Origin of the sequence: Ensifer sp. LC11, assembly GCF_001695835.1 — a bacterium.
Taxonomy (GTDB): Bacteria; Pseudomonadota; Alphaproteobacteria; order Rhizobiales; family Rhizobiaceae; genus Ensifer.
Genome location: NZ_MBSO01000067.1, coordinates 38,729 through 56,757 on the forward strand (window position 1 = coordinate 38,729; position 18,029 = coordinate 56,757).

Annotated in this window: 12 protein-coding genes; 3 read left to right on the plus strand and 9 right to left on the minus strand. The window is 63.4% G+C overall.

Going from position 1 to position 18,029, the window contains the following annotated elements:
- Window position 1: 1 nt before the first annotated feature.
- The 8 genes from deoC to BBX50_RS27055 all read right to left on the minus strand — a co-directional run bounded on the left by deoC (window position 2) and on the right by BBX50_RS27055 (window position 9,461).
- A complete protein-coding gene (gene deoC, locus BBX50_RS27020) occupies window positions 2–1,015 on the minus strand; it encodes a deoxyribose-phosphate aldolase (protein WP_065778370.1) in 1,014 nt (337 codons plus the stop codon).
- 173 nt (window positions 1,016–1,188) lie between these two features.
- Window positions 1,189–1,920, minus strand: a complete 732-nt coding sequence (locus tag BBX50_RS27025) for a DeoR family transcriptional regulator (protein ID WP_065778371.1) — start codon at window positions 1,918–1,920, stop codon at window positions 1,189–1,191.
- Between the two features lie 238 nt (window positions 1,921–2,158).
- Complete coding sequence (locus tag BBX50_RS27030; RefSeq protein WP_065778372.1) at window positions 2,159–3,961, minus strand: aminopeptidase P family protein; 1,803 nt, start codon at window positions 3,959–3,961, stop codon at window positions 2,159–2,161.
- A gap of 26 nt (window positions 3,962–3,987) precedes the next feature.
- Window positions 3,988–5,001 carry an oligopeptide/dipeptide ABC transporter ATP-binding protein gene (locus tag BBX50_RS27035; RefSeq protein ID WP_065778373.1) on the minus strand — a complete coding sequence of 338 codons (1,014 nt, stop codon included), beginning with the start codon at window positions 4,999–5,001 and terminating at the stop codon, window positions 3,988–3,990.
- Window positions 4,998–6,011 (minus strand): ABC transporter ATP-binding protein, encoded by a 1,014-nt coding sequence (locus tag BBX50_RS27040; RefSeq protein ID WP_065778374.1) that lies wholly within the window; start codon window positions 6,009–6,011, stop codon window positions 4,998–5,000. Before BBX50_RS27040 ends, BBX50_RS27035 begins: the two co-directional genes overlap by 4 nt.
- Before the next feature lies 1 nt (window position 6,012).
- The gene (locus BBX50_RS27045) at window positions 6,013–6,882 is read right to left on the minus strand and encodes an ABC transporter permease (RefSeq protein ID WP_083213830.1); all 870 of its coding nucleotides are present in this window, start codon (window positions 6,880–6,882) and stop codon (window positions 6,013–6,015) included.
- Window positions 6,879–7,820, minus strand: a complete 942-nt coding sequence (locus tag BBX50_RS27050) for an ABC transporter permease (RefSeq protein WP_065778375.1) — start codon at window positions 7,818–7,820, stop codon at window positions 6,879–6,881. The genes BBX50_RS27045 and BBX50_RS27050 overlap by 4 nt, the downstream gene beginning before the upstream one ends.
- Window positions 7,821–7,883: 63 nt before the next feature.
- Window positions 7,884–9,461, minus strand: coding sequence for an ABC transporter substrate-binding protein (locus BBX50_RS27055; RefSeq protein ID WP_065778376.1), 1,578 nt, complete (start codon window positions 9,459–9,461; stop codon window positions 7,884–7,886).
- Window positions 9,462–9,689: 228 nt separating this feature from the next.
- Between BBX50_RS27055 and BBX50_RS27060 the strand changes: the two genes are divergently transcribed.
- Window positions 9,690–10,310, plus strand: coding sequence for a cupin domain-containing protein (locus BBX50_RS27060; protein WP_083213831.1), 621 nt, complete (start codon window positions 9,690–9,692; stop codon window positions 10,308–10,310).
- A 57-nt stretch (window positions 10,311–10,367) separates the two neighbouring features.
- Here BBX50_RS27060 and BBX50_RS27065 read toward each other — a convergent pair whose 3' ends face one another.
- The gene (locus BBX50_RS27065; protein WP_065778377.1) at window positions 10,368–11,399 is read right to left on the minus strand and encodes a proline racemase family protein; all 1,032 of its coding nucleotides are present in this window, start codon (window positions 11,397–11,399) and stop codon (window positions 10,368–10,370) included.
- Between the two features lie 289 nt (window positions 11,400–11,688).
- Between BBX50_RS27065 and BBX50_RS27070 the strand changes: the two genes are divergently transcribed.
- Window positions 11,689–12,354: a GntR family transcriptional regulator gene (locus BBX50_RS27070; protein ID WP_065778378.1), complete on the plus strand. Its 666-nt coding sequence runs from the start codon at window positions 11,689–11,691 to the stop codon at window positions 12,352–12,354.
- Window positions 12,355–12,571: 217 nt separating this feature from the next.
- On the plus strand, window positions 12,572–18,022 hold the full coding sequence (locus BBX50_RS27075) for an alpha-2-macroglobulin family protein (protein WP_065778513.1): 5,451 nt from the start codon (window positions 12,572–12,574) through the stop codon (window positions 18,020–18,022).
- Window positions 18,023–18,029: the final 7 nt, after the last annotated feature.

Genomic DNA, 18,029 nt, shown 5'->3' on the forward strand with positions numbered 1-18,029 from the left:
ATCATCCAATCGGGTGTCGGTTGAGGGCCGAGTAGGCGCCGGTCACGTGATGTTCGAGCTGACGTTCGATATCGGCGAGCAGGCTCGATGCGCCGATGCGGAAGAGATCCGGTTCAAGCCATTCCCGGCCGAGTTCGTCCTTCATCAGGAACTGGTAGTTGAGGATGTCCTTGGCAGCCGAGATGCCGCCGGCCGGCTTGTAGCCAACCTTGAGGCCCGTCTGCTCCTGATAGGCGCGGATCATGCGCAGCATGACAAGCGTCACCAGCAGCGTGGCATTGACGCCTTCCTTGCCGGTGGAGGTCTTGATGAAATCGGCGCCGGCCATCATGCAGACGAGCGAAGCGCGCGCGACGTTGCGCAGCGTCTTCAGGTCGCCGGTCGCGAGGATCGCCTTCACATGGGCGTCGCCGCAGGCGGCACGGAAGTCGCGCATCTCGTCATAGAGCGCCGGCCAGTTGCCGGTCAGCACATGCTCGCGGGTGATGACGATGTCGATTTCCTTGGCGCCATCAGCGACCGAGGCTTCGATCTCGCGCAGCTTCACGTCATGCGGGATGAGGCCGGCCGGAAAGCCGGTGGAGACGGCGGCGACCGGAATGCCCGAACCATCAAGCGCTTCGACGGCGGTCGAAACAAAACGATGATAGACGCAAACAGCGCCCGTCGTGATGCCGCGACCGCCCATGCCGAGCGCATCGAGCAGATCCTGGCGCACCGGCTGGCGCGCCTTGGCACAGAGCCGCTTGACGCGCTCCGTCGTATCGTCGCCGTTGAGGGTCGTAAGATCGATGCAGGTGACGGCCTTCAAGAGCCAGGCGGCCTGCGCGTCCTTCTTCACCGTCCGGCGGCCGGGAAGCGTCGCGACGCGACGCTCGGCGGCAGACAGGTTGACGCGCTGGTCCAGCACCCAGCCGAGATCGAGATCGATGCCGTCATTGCGCGGCCAATTGTGGCCCGCCGCCGGCGATTGCGCGGCTTTCGACGCGCCTGACTTCACAGCTAGGTCTTCCAAGCGATGGCTCCTTGAACTCCCTGTCGCAGCCAGCCACACGCGGGCGCGGCCGCCGAGATCTCAATTTTGTTATTTTTCTATCGAATTTTTGTGACTATTCCATCAAATACTGAGGGTGTCAAGCGAACCTCTCACGTTTTGACGAATTGGTAATATTTTTGCGCCGGCCGCGGCTACAGGCTCGGCAGCTGCGTCTCACCCTCTTCCGTTATGATAGAGCGGAAAACGCCGATCGGGGCAAAAAAAGCCGGTTTCAGCTTGCCGATCTTGCTGAGATCGACGACGAGGTGGCTTTCGCGCGCTAGCGAGATGACCTTCTGCTTGACCGAGACTTCGTGGAAATGAACGCAGGTCGCGCCGCGGCCCGGATCGACCCCGGCCGCCGACAGGAAGGCGACATTGATGCCGAGCGAGTCAAGCGTTTCCAGGCCGGAATTGCCGGAGAAGGATGCCGATGACGGGTGATAGACGCCGCCCAGCATGACAATCCGGACATTGGGCTTGCGCGTCAGCTTTTCAGCGACGTTCAGCGAATAACACACTGCCGTAATTGAATAATTTTCCGGAATGAGCTCAACGAGATATTCGAGCGTCGTGCCGCAATCGATGAAGATCGTCTCATCCGGGCGAATGTGGCGGGCGGCTTGGACGCAGGCCTCGCGCTTGGCGGTCGCATGGCTGTCGGCCTCGCGCGCAAGCTCGTAGGGCGCATCCGGCTCGATCTCTCCGGCCGGCACAATATGCCCTCCGAGAAAGGCAAACTGGCCGGGATTGTCGGCGACGTCGCGGCGTATGGTCATTTCCGAAACGCCGAGCAGCGCTGCTGCGTCGCGCAAATGCAGGACACGGCGTCCCGACAACGCGTCGGCAAGTTGAATGATGCGGGCTGTTTTGCGACTGACCATATTCTTTCCGTGTCCTCGGCGTTCGCAACCAACGCAAGGCCCGAACAACTTTTGTGAAAATTATCACAAATAGCTCCAGTTGAGCAAGAGGACTCACACGAAGTGAAAGGTGCGACACAATTGCTGCGTGAAACGCCTCAGCCACACTTCCCATAGAATGCAAGACGGCGGCCCACCGGACCGCCGTCTTGCCGTTCATCCTCCTGCGCCCGCGCCTTGACGAAGGCTGGTGCACCAATCAGCCTGCGATCGGCGCAGCTCGCTCCGCAAGCCAGCTCAAGGCTTCGCTATCAAGCAAATCGTCCACCTCCTGCGCGACGCGCCGGTGATAGGCATCAACCCATTGCCGCTCAGCTTGCGTCAGCAGACCGACCTCGGCCAAGCGCATGTCCATCGGAATCAGGGTCAGACTGCGGAAGCTTAGGAAGCCGTCGCCGTCATCCACGACCTCCACCTGGTTCTCGATGCGGATGCCGTAGGCGCCGGCCTTGTAGTAGCCGGGTTCGATCGTCGTCACCATGCCGGGTTCCAACTCGATCTCATTAACGCGGCGATCAAAGCGCTGCGGCTGTTCATGAACCGAAAGGAAATGACCGACCCCGTGGCCGGTGCCGTGATCGTAGTCGAGCCCGAGATCCCAGAGGGGGCGGCGGGCGAAGGCGTCGAGCTGGTGGCCATAGGTACCCTTGGGGAACTTGAGCGTTACCATGGAGATCAACCCCTTGAGCACCGCCGTGTAGGCGCGACGGATCTCGTCGCTGACCGGGCCGAGCGCTGTCGTGCGGGTCGCATCGGTGGTGCCGGTCAGATACTGGCCGCCGCTGTCGAGCAGATAGATCCCGCCCCTGCGGATCGGTGCACTGCTCTCGTTCGTTGCAGCGTAGTGGCACATTGCCGCGTGGCCGTCAGCGGCCGAAATCGATCGGAAGCTCGGCTCGACAAAGCTCTCCTCCATTTGCCGGTAGCCGAGAATGCGCTCTTCCGCCTCCAGTTCGCTGACCGGCCTGCCACTCGCGTCCCGTTCGGCGGCATGACGCTCGAGCCAGGCGAAGAAGCGGATCCAGGCGGCGCCATCGAGGCGGTGGCAGTCGCGGAAACCCGCAAGCTCGGTCGCGTTCTTGTGCATTTTGGCAAGCGTGACCGGGCTTCTGGCCAGCTGCACGGTCCCGCCGGCTGCCCGCGTCGCATGGGCGGTAGCCGATGGTGCAAAGCCCGGATCGATCAGTACAGTGCGCCCCGCCGCCATCACCTTGACGCGCTCGAGCAATTGCCCAGGCTCGGCAACCGCGACGTCGTCGAGCTCGAAATCGGAGAGGTCGTTCGGCAGCTTGCGATGATCGACCAGCCATTCGGTTTTGCCGGCGCGATCGAAGAGCAGGAAGGATTGCGGCATCGGATTGAAGGCGACGTCGCGTCCGCGAACGTTGAGGAACCAGGCGACATTGTCGGGCTGCGCCTCGACGAGCACATCCGCCCCCTGCTGCGCCAACATCTCGGCGACACGTCGTTTCTTGTCGGCGACGCTTTCGCCGGAATAGGCGACGGGAAAAGCCATGATCTTGCCGAGCGGCTTTTCCGGCTGGTCGGTCCAGATCGCATCGACAAGGTCTTCGTCGACAGGTGCCCAGACGCCACCCGCCGCCTCGACCGAACGGCCACAGTCCGTGTCCCAGGTTGACGGCAGCAGCATGGCGTTGAAACCGACGCGCTCGCCCTTGCGCAGATTGTTCTTCAGCCACGCCTTCAGCGGCGCGTCATAGAAATGCTCGATCGCAAAGGTCTCAAGATCAACCTCGTCGCGCACCTGTACCTGATAGCGGCCGTCGACGAAGATGGCGGCCCGATCGCGCATGACGATTGCCACCCCGGCCGAACCGGTAAAACCGGTGACGAAGGCCAGCCGGTTGTCGTGCGGCGCGCAATATTCACCCTGGTGTTCGTCGAAACGCGGCACGACGTAGCCATCGACCCCGGTCTCGGCGAGCTTGCGGCGCAAGGCGCCGATCCGGCCGGAGATATCCGGCCTCACTGTCTTTGTCATCACGTCTTTCCTGTTGAAATGGAGGATCAGGCGCCGCCGATGGTCTCGGCGAAATGGCAGGCGGTCATGCCGGCACCGACCGGACGGAGCACTGGCTTGTCGCGGCGGCAGAGCTCGGTTGCGTGCGGGCAGCGCACGTGGAACGGGCAGCCGGGCGGAATGGCGAGCGGGCTCGGCAACTCGCCGGTCAGTGCAGGCGCGCGGCGTCTGGCGCCCGGGTCGAGCGACGGGGCCGCGGCAAGCAACCCCTTGGAATAGGGGTGCATCGGCTTCGAAAACAGCGCCTCCGACGGGCCGATCTCGACGATCGCGCCGAGATAGATGACGGCTACGCGATGCGAGACGTGGCGCACGAGGCGAAGGTCATGGGCGACAAACAACACCGTCAGCCCCAGCTCGTCCTGCAGCTCGATCAAAAGGTTGACGACCTGCGCCTGCACCGAGACATCGAGCGCCGAAACCAGTTCGTCGGCGACGAGGCAGGTCGGCTCCAGCGACAGCGCACGGGCGATGCCGATCCTCTGGCGTTGGCCGCCGGAGAATTCGTGCGGATACTTGTCCGCCGCCCCCTCGGGCAGCCGGACGAGATCCAAGAGCTCGTCGACCCGCAGGTCAATCGCAGCCCCTTGCCGCATGCGATGCACCGATATCGCTTCTCGCAGCGTGTCGCGCACGGTCATGCGCGGGTTGAGCGAGGTGTAGGGGTCCTGAAACATCATCTGGACCCGCCGGTTATAGGCGCGCCGCCGCGCCCCCCGGAGACCGACGACGCTTTCGCCCTCAAACAGGATATCGCCTGATGTCGGCCGGTGCAGCCCGGCGATCAGGCGTGCCAGCGTGGACTTGCCGCAGCCGGATTCTCCGACAATGCCCAGCGTCTCACCGGGCATGACGTCAAGGTCGACGCCATTGACTGCCGAAACGATCTGTTGGGGACGCCTTGCCAGCGTATCGGAGAGCGAGCGCCGCTTCTCGAAACGCATGGAGAGCGCCCGAAGCGAGAGCAAAGGCGAAGTGCTTGCTGAAGCTGGCATGGTCATTGCGCCGCCTCCCGCGGTCTGAAATGCGTTTGCGCGTCGGCAAGATGATGACAGGCAACCTGCCGCAACACGTCGACGCTCTGGAGCGCAGGCCTGACATTCGGGCATTCGGCACCGGCAACCGGACAGCGCGCGCTGAAAGCGCAGCCAGGCGGAAGCGCATTCAGCGCCGGCGGTGCGCCGGGGATGGAATAGAGCGGCGTGCGTGGCGCGACGTCGCGCGGGATCGAGCGCAGCAACCCCAGCGAATAGGGGTGGCGCGCATCGCCGATGACGGCCGCCGTCGGGCCGACTTCGCAGATCCTGCCGCCGTACATGACGGCGACCCGATCGCAGGTCTCGGCGACGACGCCCATATCGTGGGTCACGAGGATCACCGCCATGCCGAGATCACGGCTCAGCGACTGGATGAGCCTGAGGATCTGGTCCTGGATCGTGACATCAAGCGCTGTCGTTGGCTCGTCCGCCAGCAGCAGTTTTGGATTGGAGGCAAGCGCGATCGCGATCATCACCCGCTGGCGCATGCCGCCGGAGAACTCGTGCGGGAAATCATCGAGGCGATTGCGCGCTGCAGGGATGCCGACCAACTCGAGGAGTTCAATCGCCCGCGCCTTTCTCGCTCTGGCATCGAGATCCGTATGCGCCACCAGGTTTTCCGATATCTGCAGCCCGACTGACAGCAGCGGATTGAGCGACGACATCGGCTCCTGGAAAATCATCGCGATCTCCCGGCCGCGGATGCGCCGGAGCTGTGCCTCGGAAAGCGTAACGAGATCCCGTCCGTTCCAGCGGATTTCACCAGCAACGCGCCCGCGTGGGCGGACAATGCCGAGGATCGAACGAAGCGTGATGCTCTTGCCCGAACCGGACTCGCCGACGAGACCGAGGATCTCGCCCGCCGCAACCTGGAACGAGACATCGTCGACCGCAACCAGTGGCCGTTCGCGCGGACCGAACTCCGTTCGAAGGTGCCTGACGTCGAGCACGACGGGTTTTTCCTGTGTTCCCATTTCAGCGCCCCTTCGGTCGAAGCAAGTCGGCAAGCGCATCGCCGACGAGGCTGAAGCCAAGCCCGGTCAGCACGATGGCGATGCCCGGCATCAGGCTCATCCACCAGGCCGTCATCAGGAAGTTGCGGCCTTCGGCGATCAGCACCCCCCATTCGGCGGCCGGCGGCTGGGCGCCGAGGCCGAGATAGCCGAGCGAAGAGCCGAGCAGGATCGCAAGCGCCATGTCCGTCATCCAGTAGACGAGGATTGGCGAGATCGCGTTCGGCAGCAGGTGGCGGAAGATGATGCGACGATCCGAGTAACCGAGCACCCGGCCGGCGGCCGCATAGTCGCTGGCCTTCTGCGTCATGATTTCGGCGCGCGTCAGCCGGGCGTAGTAGACCCAGTTCACCGCAGTGATCGCCACATACATGTTGACAAGGCCAGGCCCGAGCACCGCGACGATGGCAATGACCAGGACCAGAAAGGGAAAGGTGATGATCGCATCGACGCAGCGGCCGAAGATCACGTCGGCAATGCCGCCGTAATAGCCCACGAAAGCGCCGACAGTGAGCCCGATCAACAGCGCGAAGATCGTCGCGAAGAAGGCCATCTGCATGTCGACCCGGTAGGCCCAGATGACCCGAGACAGCACGTCACGGCCGAAATTGTCGGTACCGAAGGGATGGGTGAGGCTCGGCCCCTGCTGCATCGCCTGGAGGTCGAAGGCGAGTGGATCATAAGGCGCGAAGACCTGCGGGAACAGAGCAAGCGCCAGCGACAGGCCGAGGATGGTAACACCGACAACAAAGGATGGGCGAGCGAAGGCGCGTGCCAGGAATCCAGCAAGCCGCCCCCGCGTCCGCGAATGGGATTGGGTGATGGCACTCATGACTGGCGAAGCCTCGGATCGAGCCAGGATTGAACGACGTCCGTCAGCAGGAAGACGACGGAGACGAGCACGGCGAAGGTGAGCGTCAGTCCCTGGATCAGCGGATAGTCGCGGGCAAAGATCGCCTCCAGCATCAGCCGGCCGACGCCGGGAATGGCAAAGACAGTTTCCGTCACCAGCGTGCCGCTCATCAGGTTGCCGATCGACAAGCCGAGCAGCGTGACAGTCGAAACCAGCGCGTTGCGCAGCACGTGCCGGGTCATGATGATCCGCGGCGAAAGCCCCTTGGCGCGGGCGAACTGCACATAATCGGCGTCGAGCACCTCGATCAGCGAGGCGCGCAGATTGCGCAGGATGATCGCCGACGTATAGAGCGCGACGCTGAGCGCCGGCAGGATCAGGTGATAAAGATTGGCAAGAAAGGTCTTGCCGTAGCCGCCGACCGGAAACCAGCGCAGTTGTGCGGCCAGCACCGTCAAAAGGACCAGGCCGATATAGAAAACCGGCATCGAGAGGCCCACCTGGAAGACACCGCGGATAGCGACGTCGACGGGACTGTTGACCCGCGACGCAGCAAGGAACGCAAGCGGCCCCGCAAGCAAGACAGCGAGCACAACCGAATAGAGTGCAAGAAAGATCGTCGTCGGCAGGCGACTGAGAATGATGTCGGTCACCGGCGCCTTGAGCATGATCGAGCGGCCGAGATCGCCCGTCAGCGTGTTCTTGACGAAGACGAGGAATTGCACCGGCAGCGGCTGATCGAGACCAAGATTGTGCCGGATCTGCTCAAGCTGGGCGTCGGTCGCCTTGGCCTCGGCCATGGCTATCGCCGGATCGCCCGGCAAAAGGCGCACGAGCAGGAAGATGAAGATCATCACCAACAGAAACGTCGGGATGATCTGCAGCAGCCGCGCCACGAGATAGGAAAGTGAGGGCATGGTTCCAACCTTCAACGGAGAACCGGGCCCATTGCCGCCCGGTTCTCGCAGTCCGCTCCACTATCAGTCGGCGCGCCAGGCTTCAGAGAAGTCGTTGGCACCGAGCGGCGTCTGCACGTAACCCTCGATCGACTTCGAAACGGCGACGGCGAAGGGCGTCTCGAACAGGAAGAGCAGCGGCGCTTCCGCCGCATAGATCTCCTGCATGCGCTTGTACTCGTCCTTGCGCTTGGCCGGATCGGTCTCGACGTTGGAGGCTTCGAACAGCGTGTTGAATTCCTGGTTGTTCCAGCCGGTGCCGACGGCCTGGCGCTGCTTGTAGTAGCCGAGCCAGCCGGTCACCTGCGCCGGGTCGTTGACGTCGTTTGCCCAGCCATAGGTGTGGATGTCGAAGTCGCCGGAGCGGTTCTTTTCGCCTCGGGTCGGGTTGTCGACCTGCTCGACCTTGAGGTTGACGCCGAGCGGCGCCCACATCTGCTGAAGGGCCGTAAACAGCGTCGCGTCGTCGGCGCTGCCGGCAAGCGTGGTGAAGTTCACGTCGAAGCCGCCACTGAGACCGGCATCAGCCAGTAACTGCCTGGCCTTCTCCGGGTCGTACGGGTAGAGCGGCGCGGGGCCGTAGTGAAGCTGTGTCGCCGCCGACATCAACGAGGTCATCGGCTTGCCGGTGTCGAAGGTGACGAGCTTGATCAGCACGTTCTTGTCGGTCGCGTAGTTCAGCGCCTGGCGGACCTTGGCGTCGGCAAGCGGATTCTTCGCGCCATCCTTCTTCGTCTCGCGCGTATTGATCGGCGCGTAGACGATGCGGGTCGAGGGGAAGAGCTCCATCTTCAGGTTCGGATCGGCGCCCAACTCGCCGACGCGGGCAAACGGAATGAACTCGGCCGCGTCGACTTCGCCGGCCTGAAGCTTGAGAATACGGGTGGCATCATCGGGAATGACGAGGAACTCCACTCGGTCGAGATAAGGCAGCGGCTTGCCGTCTTCGCCCTGGCGCCAGTAGTTGGGATTGCGCTCGAAGCTCATGCTCGACCCCTGCTCGTGGCTCTTCATGACGAAGGGACCCGAGGTCACAGGGCCGGCGGCGAAGAAGGCGCGCGCCTTCTCCTGGTCCGTGCTACCTGCCGCCTTCTCGAAGGCCGCCTTCGGCATGATGCCGGTGTTGAAGGTCGCAAGGATCGAAATGATGGTGGGGTCGGGGTTCTTCAGCGAAACGGTGATCTTGTTGCCGTCGGCACTGACCTTGTCGACCGCACCGAGCAGGCCTGCCCAGGGGCCGAGGTCGGTGTTTCGCGCCCTGTCGAGTGAGAAGACGACGTCAGCGCCGGTCAACTCCGAGTCGTCGGAAAACTTGAGACCGCTCCTCAGTGTCAGGGTGATGGTCTTGCCGTCAGCGGAAACCTCATGGGCCTCGGCAAGGCCCGGCACGATCGAGCCATCAGGACCGTTGCGCAGCAGCGTTTCGTAGAGGCCATTCACCATCCAGAGATCGGGGTTGCGGTCCGCATAAACGGGGTCGATGACGGTCGAGTCGTCGTAGCGTGCGAATGTCATCGCACCGCCGCGTTCGATCGCGAAAGCCGAGGTGGCCGCAAGCAGCCCAAGCGTCGCGCCGAGCATGATAGGCAATATACGTTTCATCTCACTCCTCCTTTTGACCGCAGCCAGCATCGATCGCGCGCCGAACACGTTTATTGGATATTGGATCCAATCTTTCTTAGTGTTTTTCGCCGCCGACGGATTGCCGTGAAGACGTTCTTGTAGTTCCCCTTTTGAAAGAAGGCCGGCGTCCGATCTGATCGGCTTGCCGAACCAACTTTAGCTGGACTAAAGTACATCGATAGACGTGAGTCAAGCGGAAAGAAAATCATGCCCCTGAAGATCAAAGAGGCGCCGCAAGCTGCCGAAGGCGCCTCCCTCCCCGAAGCCGTGGCGACCGCCTCGCTCGGCCAGATGCTGCGCGCGCGCCGCAAGGAAATCGGCAAGACCATGAAGGACGTTGCGCGCGAAGCCGGTTTGACGGAAGGCTTCATCAGCCAGATCGAGCGCGGCATTTCCACCCCGTCGCTGATCTCGCTTTACAACGTCGCCAACGCGCTCGGCACCAGCGTCGACACCTTCCTGTCGCAGCCGCCGCAGCATGGACATTCGATGGTCTCGCATGCCGGTGAGCGGCCAGGATACAATGTCGAGACCAAGGAGCGCGTCTACGAACTGATCGAGCGTGGCTTCCCGGGTGCGACGCTCAATGGCTGCATCACCCATATGCCCAAGGGCTACGCATCGGAACTGACGAGCCACGAAGGCGAGGACTTTCTCTACCTGATCGAGGGCGAAATGCTCTACGAAATCGACGGCAAGGAGTATCTGCTGAAGGCCGGCGACACGCTGCACTTCCCGGCGGCGCTGCCGCACCGCGCCCGCAATGTCGGCGCGGGGCCGGCCCGCGAACTCTGGGTCGGCACGACCAGGATCATCAAAGAAGACTGAGCCAGCCGGCCAAAACGCAGCGTCCGGGCCGCACAAGGCAGCCCGGATAATGACGCCTTACTGCTTGCGCGGCCAAGTATCGGCAAGCCGGTAGCCGGCCGGCCACGGATCCGCCGGATCGAGCATCACCTGATGGGTGCCAGTGATCCAGGCGCGGCCGGAAATCTCAGGAATGATCGCTGGCCGTCCGGCAACAGTGGTTTCGCCGGCGATCCGGCAGTCAAACGTCGAATCGATGATGGAATGGCCGCTGAAGCGCTGGCCGACCTTCATCACGCCGCGCGCATGCAGCACCGCCATGCGTGCCGAGCAGCCGGTGCCGGTCGGCGAACGGTCGAGCTTGGCCGGCTGGATAACGACCGTGTTGCGGCCGTGCAGGACACCGTCCTTCTCCTCGACAGGCAGCGTGAGCTGGCAGAAGGAAATGTGGTTCCACTCGGGGTTTTCCGGATGGGTGAAACCGAGCTGTTCATTGGCCGCGCGGGTAATCTTGATGCCGGTTTCGGCAAGCTCGCGCGCCTCGTCCGGCGTCACCGAAAAGCCAAGCGTGCGCGCGTCGGTGATGACGAAGCTGTCGCCGCCATAGGCGGTGTCGACCGTGAGCGTGCCCAGCCCCTCGACTTCGAGCTTGGCATCGAGCTTGTCGGCAAAGGACGGCACGTTGGTCACCGTAATGCGCTCGGCCTTGCCGTTGCGGCACTGCGCGACGACGTTGACCAGCCCGCCCGGTGCTTCGAGCACCATGCGTGTTTCCGGTTCCTGCATCGGCACGATGCCGCTGTCGAGAAGTACGGTCGAAACGCAGATGGAGTTGGAACCGGACATCGGCGGCGTATCTTCGGGTTCCATGATGATGAAGCCCATCGTCGCGCGCGGATCCTTCGGCGGCACGAGCAGGTTGATGTGGCGGAAGACACCGCCGCGCGGCTCGTTGAGCACGAAATTGCGCAGCGTCTGGTCTTCGGCGATGAAGCGGCGCTGTTCCCAGAGCGTGTTTCCGGGCGGCGGCGCAACGCCACCGACGATGACGTCGCCGACTTCCCCCTCCGCGTGGCAGGAAACGATGTGGACGACCTTGTTGCTGCGCATGCCTCTCTCCTTCCAAGCGGTGGACGGGTGCCACCTCAGGCGACCGATGCCCTGCGCATTGGCCGTACTCCCGCTTTTGCCAGGATGATACGCGACGGCGCTGAACCCGGCGAAAACACTCATAGAAATATTGGATCCAATATACAATCTGAAATATTCGAAATCCCGCCCGAGACCACAGGGTTCTGTTGCCCGCGGTCCGGAATGGACCTATGACCATGGACCAACAGCGCCAAAACGCTTCCGAATTCGCCGAGCCAGAAGGCTTTGCCAGCAGGATTTGAACACGATGAAACTCGAGGCCGTGGACGTCAGGCAATCTGCCTCAGCCGCCGATATCGTCTATGAAGCGCTGCGCAAGGCGATCATCGAAGGCGATCTCGCCGAGGGCGAGAACCTGCGACAGGACCACATCGCGCAAATGTTCAACACCAGCCGCATCCCGGTGCGCGAAGCGCTTTCCCGTCTCGAACAGCACGGCCTGATCACGACCGAGCGCTACAAGGGCGCCGTCGTCGCCGGCCTCTCCATCGAGGAGATCGAAGAGATCTTCGAGTTTCGTGCCCTGATCGAGGCCGAGGTCATTCGCCTTGCGGTGCCCAATCTCGACCGCCGCACGCTCGACCTTGCACGCCGGCATTGCGAGGCGTTCGAGCAAGAAGAGAACGCCGACCACTGGGGCGAGATCAACCGCAATTTCCACTACAGCCTCTATGAGGGCGCGCGCCGACCCTACTATCTGCAAATCGTCCGCGCCTCGCTCGACCGCATCGACCGCTACCTCAGGGCGCAGCTGACGCTGACATCGGGCATTGCCCGCGCACGCCGCGAGCACAAGGCGATCCTCGATGCTTGCATTGCCCGCGACGCCGAGCGCGCCAGTGCGCTGACGCGCGACCACATCATAGATGCCGGCCGCTCGCTGATCGTCTTCCTCAGGGAACAGAGAGCCTAGCGCGATGGCCCGCCGCGCAACGGCGCCGTCGTCATAATAGTTTGATTTAAATATCATTTTATCGTGTTTCATTCCGGATCGGTGCTCTGGCACTTATCTCAGGACTCCCGCTGAAATTGCGCAGCACGTCGACCTCTCCTCGGTTGACAAGCGCCCCCGGAAGCCTGAAAAGTGGGGCCCCTATCGAGACCGGCAGCGTTGGGAGGACTTGATGTCTGTGCGCGCGTTTTTCGGCCTTTCCACCCTCCTTTTGTCCCTTCTGACCGCGGGAAACCCCGCCGCTGCTCAGGAGACCGGCCGCCAGGTCGAGATAACGAAGGATGGCGACTATTTCGGCTTCGATCTCAGGACCGAGCAAAACGTCTCGCTCGACGAATGCCAGCAGACCTGTATCGCCGATCAGTCCTGCCGCGCTTTCACCTACAATCCCAAGGTGAAGTGGTGCTTCCTCAAGTCCGACTATAATCAGTTGAACGCCTTCCCAGGCGCCATTGCCGGCAAGGTCGTACAGCCGCAGGCAGCCGCAGCCGACATCGGCGCGCCGCCGCGCCTGAAGTTCCTGTCGGACCAGATCCTGCAGGACGCCCGCAACACCAAGGCCAATCTCGCGCTTGCCGACGACCAGCAGGGCCTGGGCGTCAATACGCTGATCGACATGGCGCGCGGCCAGGCCGGCCTGGGCAATATCGAGAATGCGCTGAAGGCCTTCCAGGGCGCGCTGGCGGTGACGCCCGATGAAGCCGAGCTTTGGCTGGAAGCGGCGCGTACGGCAAACCGCATCACCAACAATTCGGCCGTGTCGATGCAAGCAGCGATCGCCGCGATCAACGGCTACGAGCTGACCCGCACGGCCGAAAGCCGGGCGCATGCGCTCGCCGTTATGGCAAAATCGCTCGAAGGCGCTGAAAACTACCGCGCCGCATTGGACGCCTACAAGGCGAGCCTGGAATTGGTGAAGGCGAAGTCGGCCGAGGCCGCCTATCTCGATCTTAAGCAGCGCAAGGGTTTCCGCGTCGTCGAGCATACGATCGATTCCGACGCTGCGACGCCGCGCGCCTGCGTGCAGTTTTCCGAACAGCTCTTGAAGAGTGGCGCTGACTATGCCTCTTTCGTCACCGTCAACGGCGCAGCACCCAAGGCGCTCGAAGCCAAAGGCGATCAGATCTGCGTCGAGGGCCTTTCGCATGGCGAGCGTTACAAACTGACGCTTCGCACCGGCCTGCCCTCCACTGTCGACGAAGTGCTGGAGGCGCCGGTCAATCTCGACATCTATGTCGCCGACCGCGCCCAGATGGTGCGTTTCACCGGTGACAGCTTCGTGCTGCCGTCGACCGCGCGCCGCGGGATCCCGCTCGTGTCGGTCAACACCGATAGCGCCAAACTCAAACTCTATCGCGTCGGCGACCGCAGCATCGCCCAGGTGCTGCAGAGCTCGCAGTTCCTCACCCAGCTCGACGGCTACAGTGCCCAGCGCATCGAAGATGAAAGCGGCGAACTCGTCTGGCAGGGCACGATCGACATCGAGCGCGACGTCAACAAGGAGGTCGTCACCAGCTTCCCGGTCGATGAAGCGCTGCCGGAGCGTAAGCCCGGCGTCTACGTTCTGACGGCGGCGCCGACCACCGGTATCAGCCAGGAGTGGGATGCGCGCGCGACGCAATGGTTCGTCGTCTCCGATATCGGCCTTTCCACCTATGCCGGCACGGACGGGCTGAACGTCTTCGTGCGCTCGCTTGCGTCGGCCGAGCCGATTGAAGGCGTCGAACTGCAGCTCGTCGCCAAGAACAACGAGATCCTGGGTACGGCGACCAGCGATGGCGATGGCCGTGTCACCTTCACGGCGGGCCTGATCCGCGGCACGGCGGGACTGACCCCCGCGGTCATCACCGCCAGGAAGGGTGAAGACGACTACGTCTTCCTCGACATGAGCCGTGCCGGCTTCGATCTGTCCGATCGCGGCGTCACCGGTCGCGCGGCCCCCGGCGCCATCGACATTCTCGCCTGGACCGAGCGCGGCATCTATCGCGCCGGCGAAACAGTGCATGCGGCAGCGCTTGCCCGCGACGTCGACGGCATGGCGATCGAGAACCTGCCGCTGACCTTCGTTTTCCTCCGGCCCGATGGGGTCGAGTATCGCCGAATGACCAGCGCCGGCGGCAAGCTCGGCGGCCATACACTCGATCTCGACGTTCAGGCCAACGCCATGCGCGGCACCTGGACGATGCAGATCTTCACCGATCCGAAATCTCCTGCCATCGGCGAGAAGCAGTTCCTCGTCGATGATTTCGTGCCCGATCGCACCGAATTCGACCTGACCAGCGACGCCAAGGAAATCGCCGTTGGCGAGGCGGCGAGCGTGGCCGTTGACGGACGTTATCTCTATGGCGCGCCAGCCGCCGGTCTCGAGCTCGAAGGCGAAGTGGCCATCAAGCCGACGCGCGAGAACGCCGCCTTCAAGGGCTATTCCTTCGGCCTTGCAGACGAAGAGGCGAGCGAAGACACGCGCCTGCCGCTTGAGGAGCTTTCGGCGCTCGACGAGGAAGGCAAGTCCACGTTCGACGTCTTCATCGACGAAGTGCCCTCGACCACACAGCTGCTCGACGCCACCGTCACCGTCCGCATGCGGGAAGCCGGCGGCCGCGCTGTCGAGCGCTCACTGAAGCTACCGGTGCGCGCCGAAGGCCCGATGCTCGGCATCAAGCCGGAGTTCGAAGGCGAACTTGCCGAAAACTCGATTGGCAAGTTCCGCGTCATCGCCGTCGATCCGGACGGCAGCAAGACCGCCATGCCCGGCCTCCTGTGGAAGCTGATCAGCGTCGAACGCAATTATCACTGGTACCGCGACGGCAGTGCCTGGAAGTATGAGCCTGTCGTCACCACCAAGCAGGTGGCAAACGGCAGCGTCGACCTGACCGAAGATGGCGGCGAGATCGCCGTGCCTGTCGGCTGGGGGCGCTACCGCCTGGAGGTCGAGACGGCCTCGATCGACGGCCCGACCTCCAGCGTCGAATTCGATGCCGGCTGGTATGTCGCCGCCACCTCGACGGAAACGCCCGATGGCCTGGAGATCGCGCTCGACAAGGAGAAATACGCGGTCGGCGATACGGCCAAGCTGAAGGTTTCGCCGCGGTTTGCCGGTGAACTGCTGGTAACCGTCGGCACCGAAAACCTGATCACGACCCAGACAGCGTCGATTGCCGCCGAAGGCGGCGAGGTCGAGCTGCCGGTGACCGAAGCCTGGGGCGCCGGCGCCTATGTCACAGCCACGCTCTATCGGCCTGGCGATGCCCAGGAAAGCCGCATGCCCATGCGCTCGATCGGCATCAAGTGGCTTTCGGTCGACCCGGCCGAGCGCAAACTCGCCGTCACACTGAACGCTCCGGAGAAAATGGAGCCGCGCGGCGCTCTCGACATCGGCCTTCAGGTCGCCGGTGCTGGTGCCAACGAGGAAGCCTATGTGACGCTCGCAGCCGTCGACGTCGGCATCCTCAATCTCACCGGTTACGAGGCGCCGGATCCGGAAGCCTGGTATTTCGGCCAGAGGCAGCTCGGGCTTGAGATCCGCGACCTCTATGGCCGCCTGATCGATAGCTCGCTTGGCGCTACCGGAAAACTGCGCACCGGCGGCGACGGCGGCCAGGTGGCGCTCCAGGGCAGCCCGCCCACGGAAAAGCTCGTTGCCTTCTTCGAGGGGCCAGTGCAGCTCGACGGTGACGGCAAGGCGACCGTCAGCTTCGACATCCCGCAATTCAACGGCACGGCGCGGCTGATGGCCGTCGCCTGGACGAAATCCGGTGTCGGCCACGCCACGCGCGACGTGGTGATCCGCGACCCGGTGGTCGTCACCGCCAGCCTGCCGCGGTTCCTGGCGCCCGGAGACCGGTCCGAGCTGAGGCTCGATATCGCCAATACCGACGCGCCGGCGGGTGACTACCAGATCCACGTAACGACCAGCGGACCTGCAACGGTCGAACAACCCGGCACGGGCAACACGGTAACCCTGGACCAGGGCGGTCGCACCTCGATAACCTTGCCGGTGGTCGGGCAATATCCCGGAAACGGTGTCGTCACGGTCGCACTGACGGGCGCCAACGGCCTTTCGCTGGAGCAGTCGCTCGATATGCTCGTGCGTCCGGCAACCTTGCCGATCACGCAGCGGCAGGTCGTTGCGATCGCGCCCGGAAGCAGCCTTACGGTCGATGGGCAGTTGCTCGCCGACAGCATCCTGCAGGGCGCATCGGTCAATCTCAGCGTCACGCGCGCGGCTGCCTTCGACATGCCGGCGCTGCTGATGACGCTCGATCGCTACCCCTATGGGTGCGCCGAGCAGACGACGAGCCGGGCGCTGCCGCTGCTCTATTTGAGCGAACTTGCGAAGCAATCCGGTCTCGCCGACGATGAGGGCGTGACCAAGCGCGTGCAGGAGGCTGTCTATCGCGTGCTCTCCTACCAGTCATCGTCCGGCAGCTTCGGCCTGTGGGGCCCCGGCTATGGCGATCTCTGGCTCGACGCCTATGTCACCGACTTCCTGACCCGCGCCCGCGAGCAGAAATACGACGTGCCTGAGGCTGCCATGGTCCAAGCGCTGGAAAACCTGCAGAACGGCGTCGGCTACGACACCAATGTCAAGGACCGCGGCAACGAGATCGCTTACGGGCTCTACGTGCTCGCGCGCAACCGCAAGGCGGCGATCAACGATCTGCGTTACTACGCCAACACGGCGATCAATGACTTCCCGACACCGCTCGCCAAGGCCCATATTGCCGCGGCTCTGGCGCTCTATGGCGATGCACAGGGGTCGCAGGATACCTTTGCCAAGGCGGCCAACATGTCGACCGGCCTCGTCAATGTCAGCCTGTCGCGCTCCGATTACGGTTCGTCCCTGCGCGACAACGCCGCCGTACTGGTGCTTGCCGCTGAAAGCCGTCCGGTCCCGCCGATCGTTCCGGAACTGTCAAAGATCGTCGCGCGTGAATGGGAACAGAAGACCTACACCAGCACCCAGGAACAGGCCTGGATGCTGCTAGCCGCCCGTGCCATTCAGAACGGCGATGAAGACATGGCGCTGGACGTCAACGGCGCATCGAAGACCGGCAGCTATGCGGCCCAGATGACCGGCGACGCGCTCGTGACCCATCCGGTCGTAATCCGCAATCAGGGCGCCGATCCGGTTTCGGCTGTCGTCACCAGCGTCGCCGCCCCGGCTCAACCGCTTTCGGCCGGCGGCGACGGTTTTACCATAGAGCGTACCTACTATACGCTCGACGGCGCCGAGGCCAACGTCATGGAGGCACGCCAGAACGAGCGCTACGTCGTTGTGCTCAAGATGACGGAGACCAACGACTGGCCGTCGCGCGTGCTGGTGACAGACCTGCTGCCGGCCGGATTCCAGATCGACAATCCGAGCCTCGTTGACAGCGCTCAGTTGACGAATTTCGAATGGCTCGGCGAAATCACCGCGACCCATTCGGAGTTCCGCAACGACCGCTTCGTCGCGGCGATCGACCGGAGCACCGGTGCCGCCCGGGATGTGACCCTCGCCTATGTGGTGCGTGCCGTCACCCCTGGTGTCTACGACCATCCGGCTGCCACGGTCGAGGATATGTACCGGCCGCAACTGTCGGCTCGCACCGCCACCGGGCGCATGGAGGTGCTCGCTGCGCAATAGGCTAGAT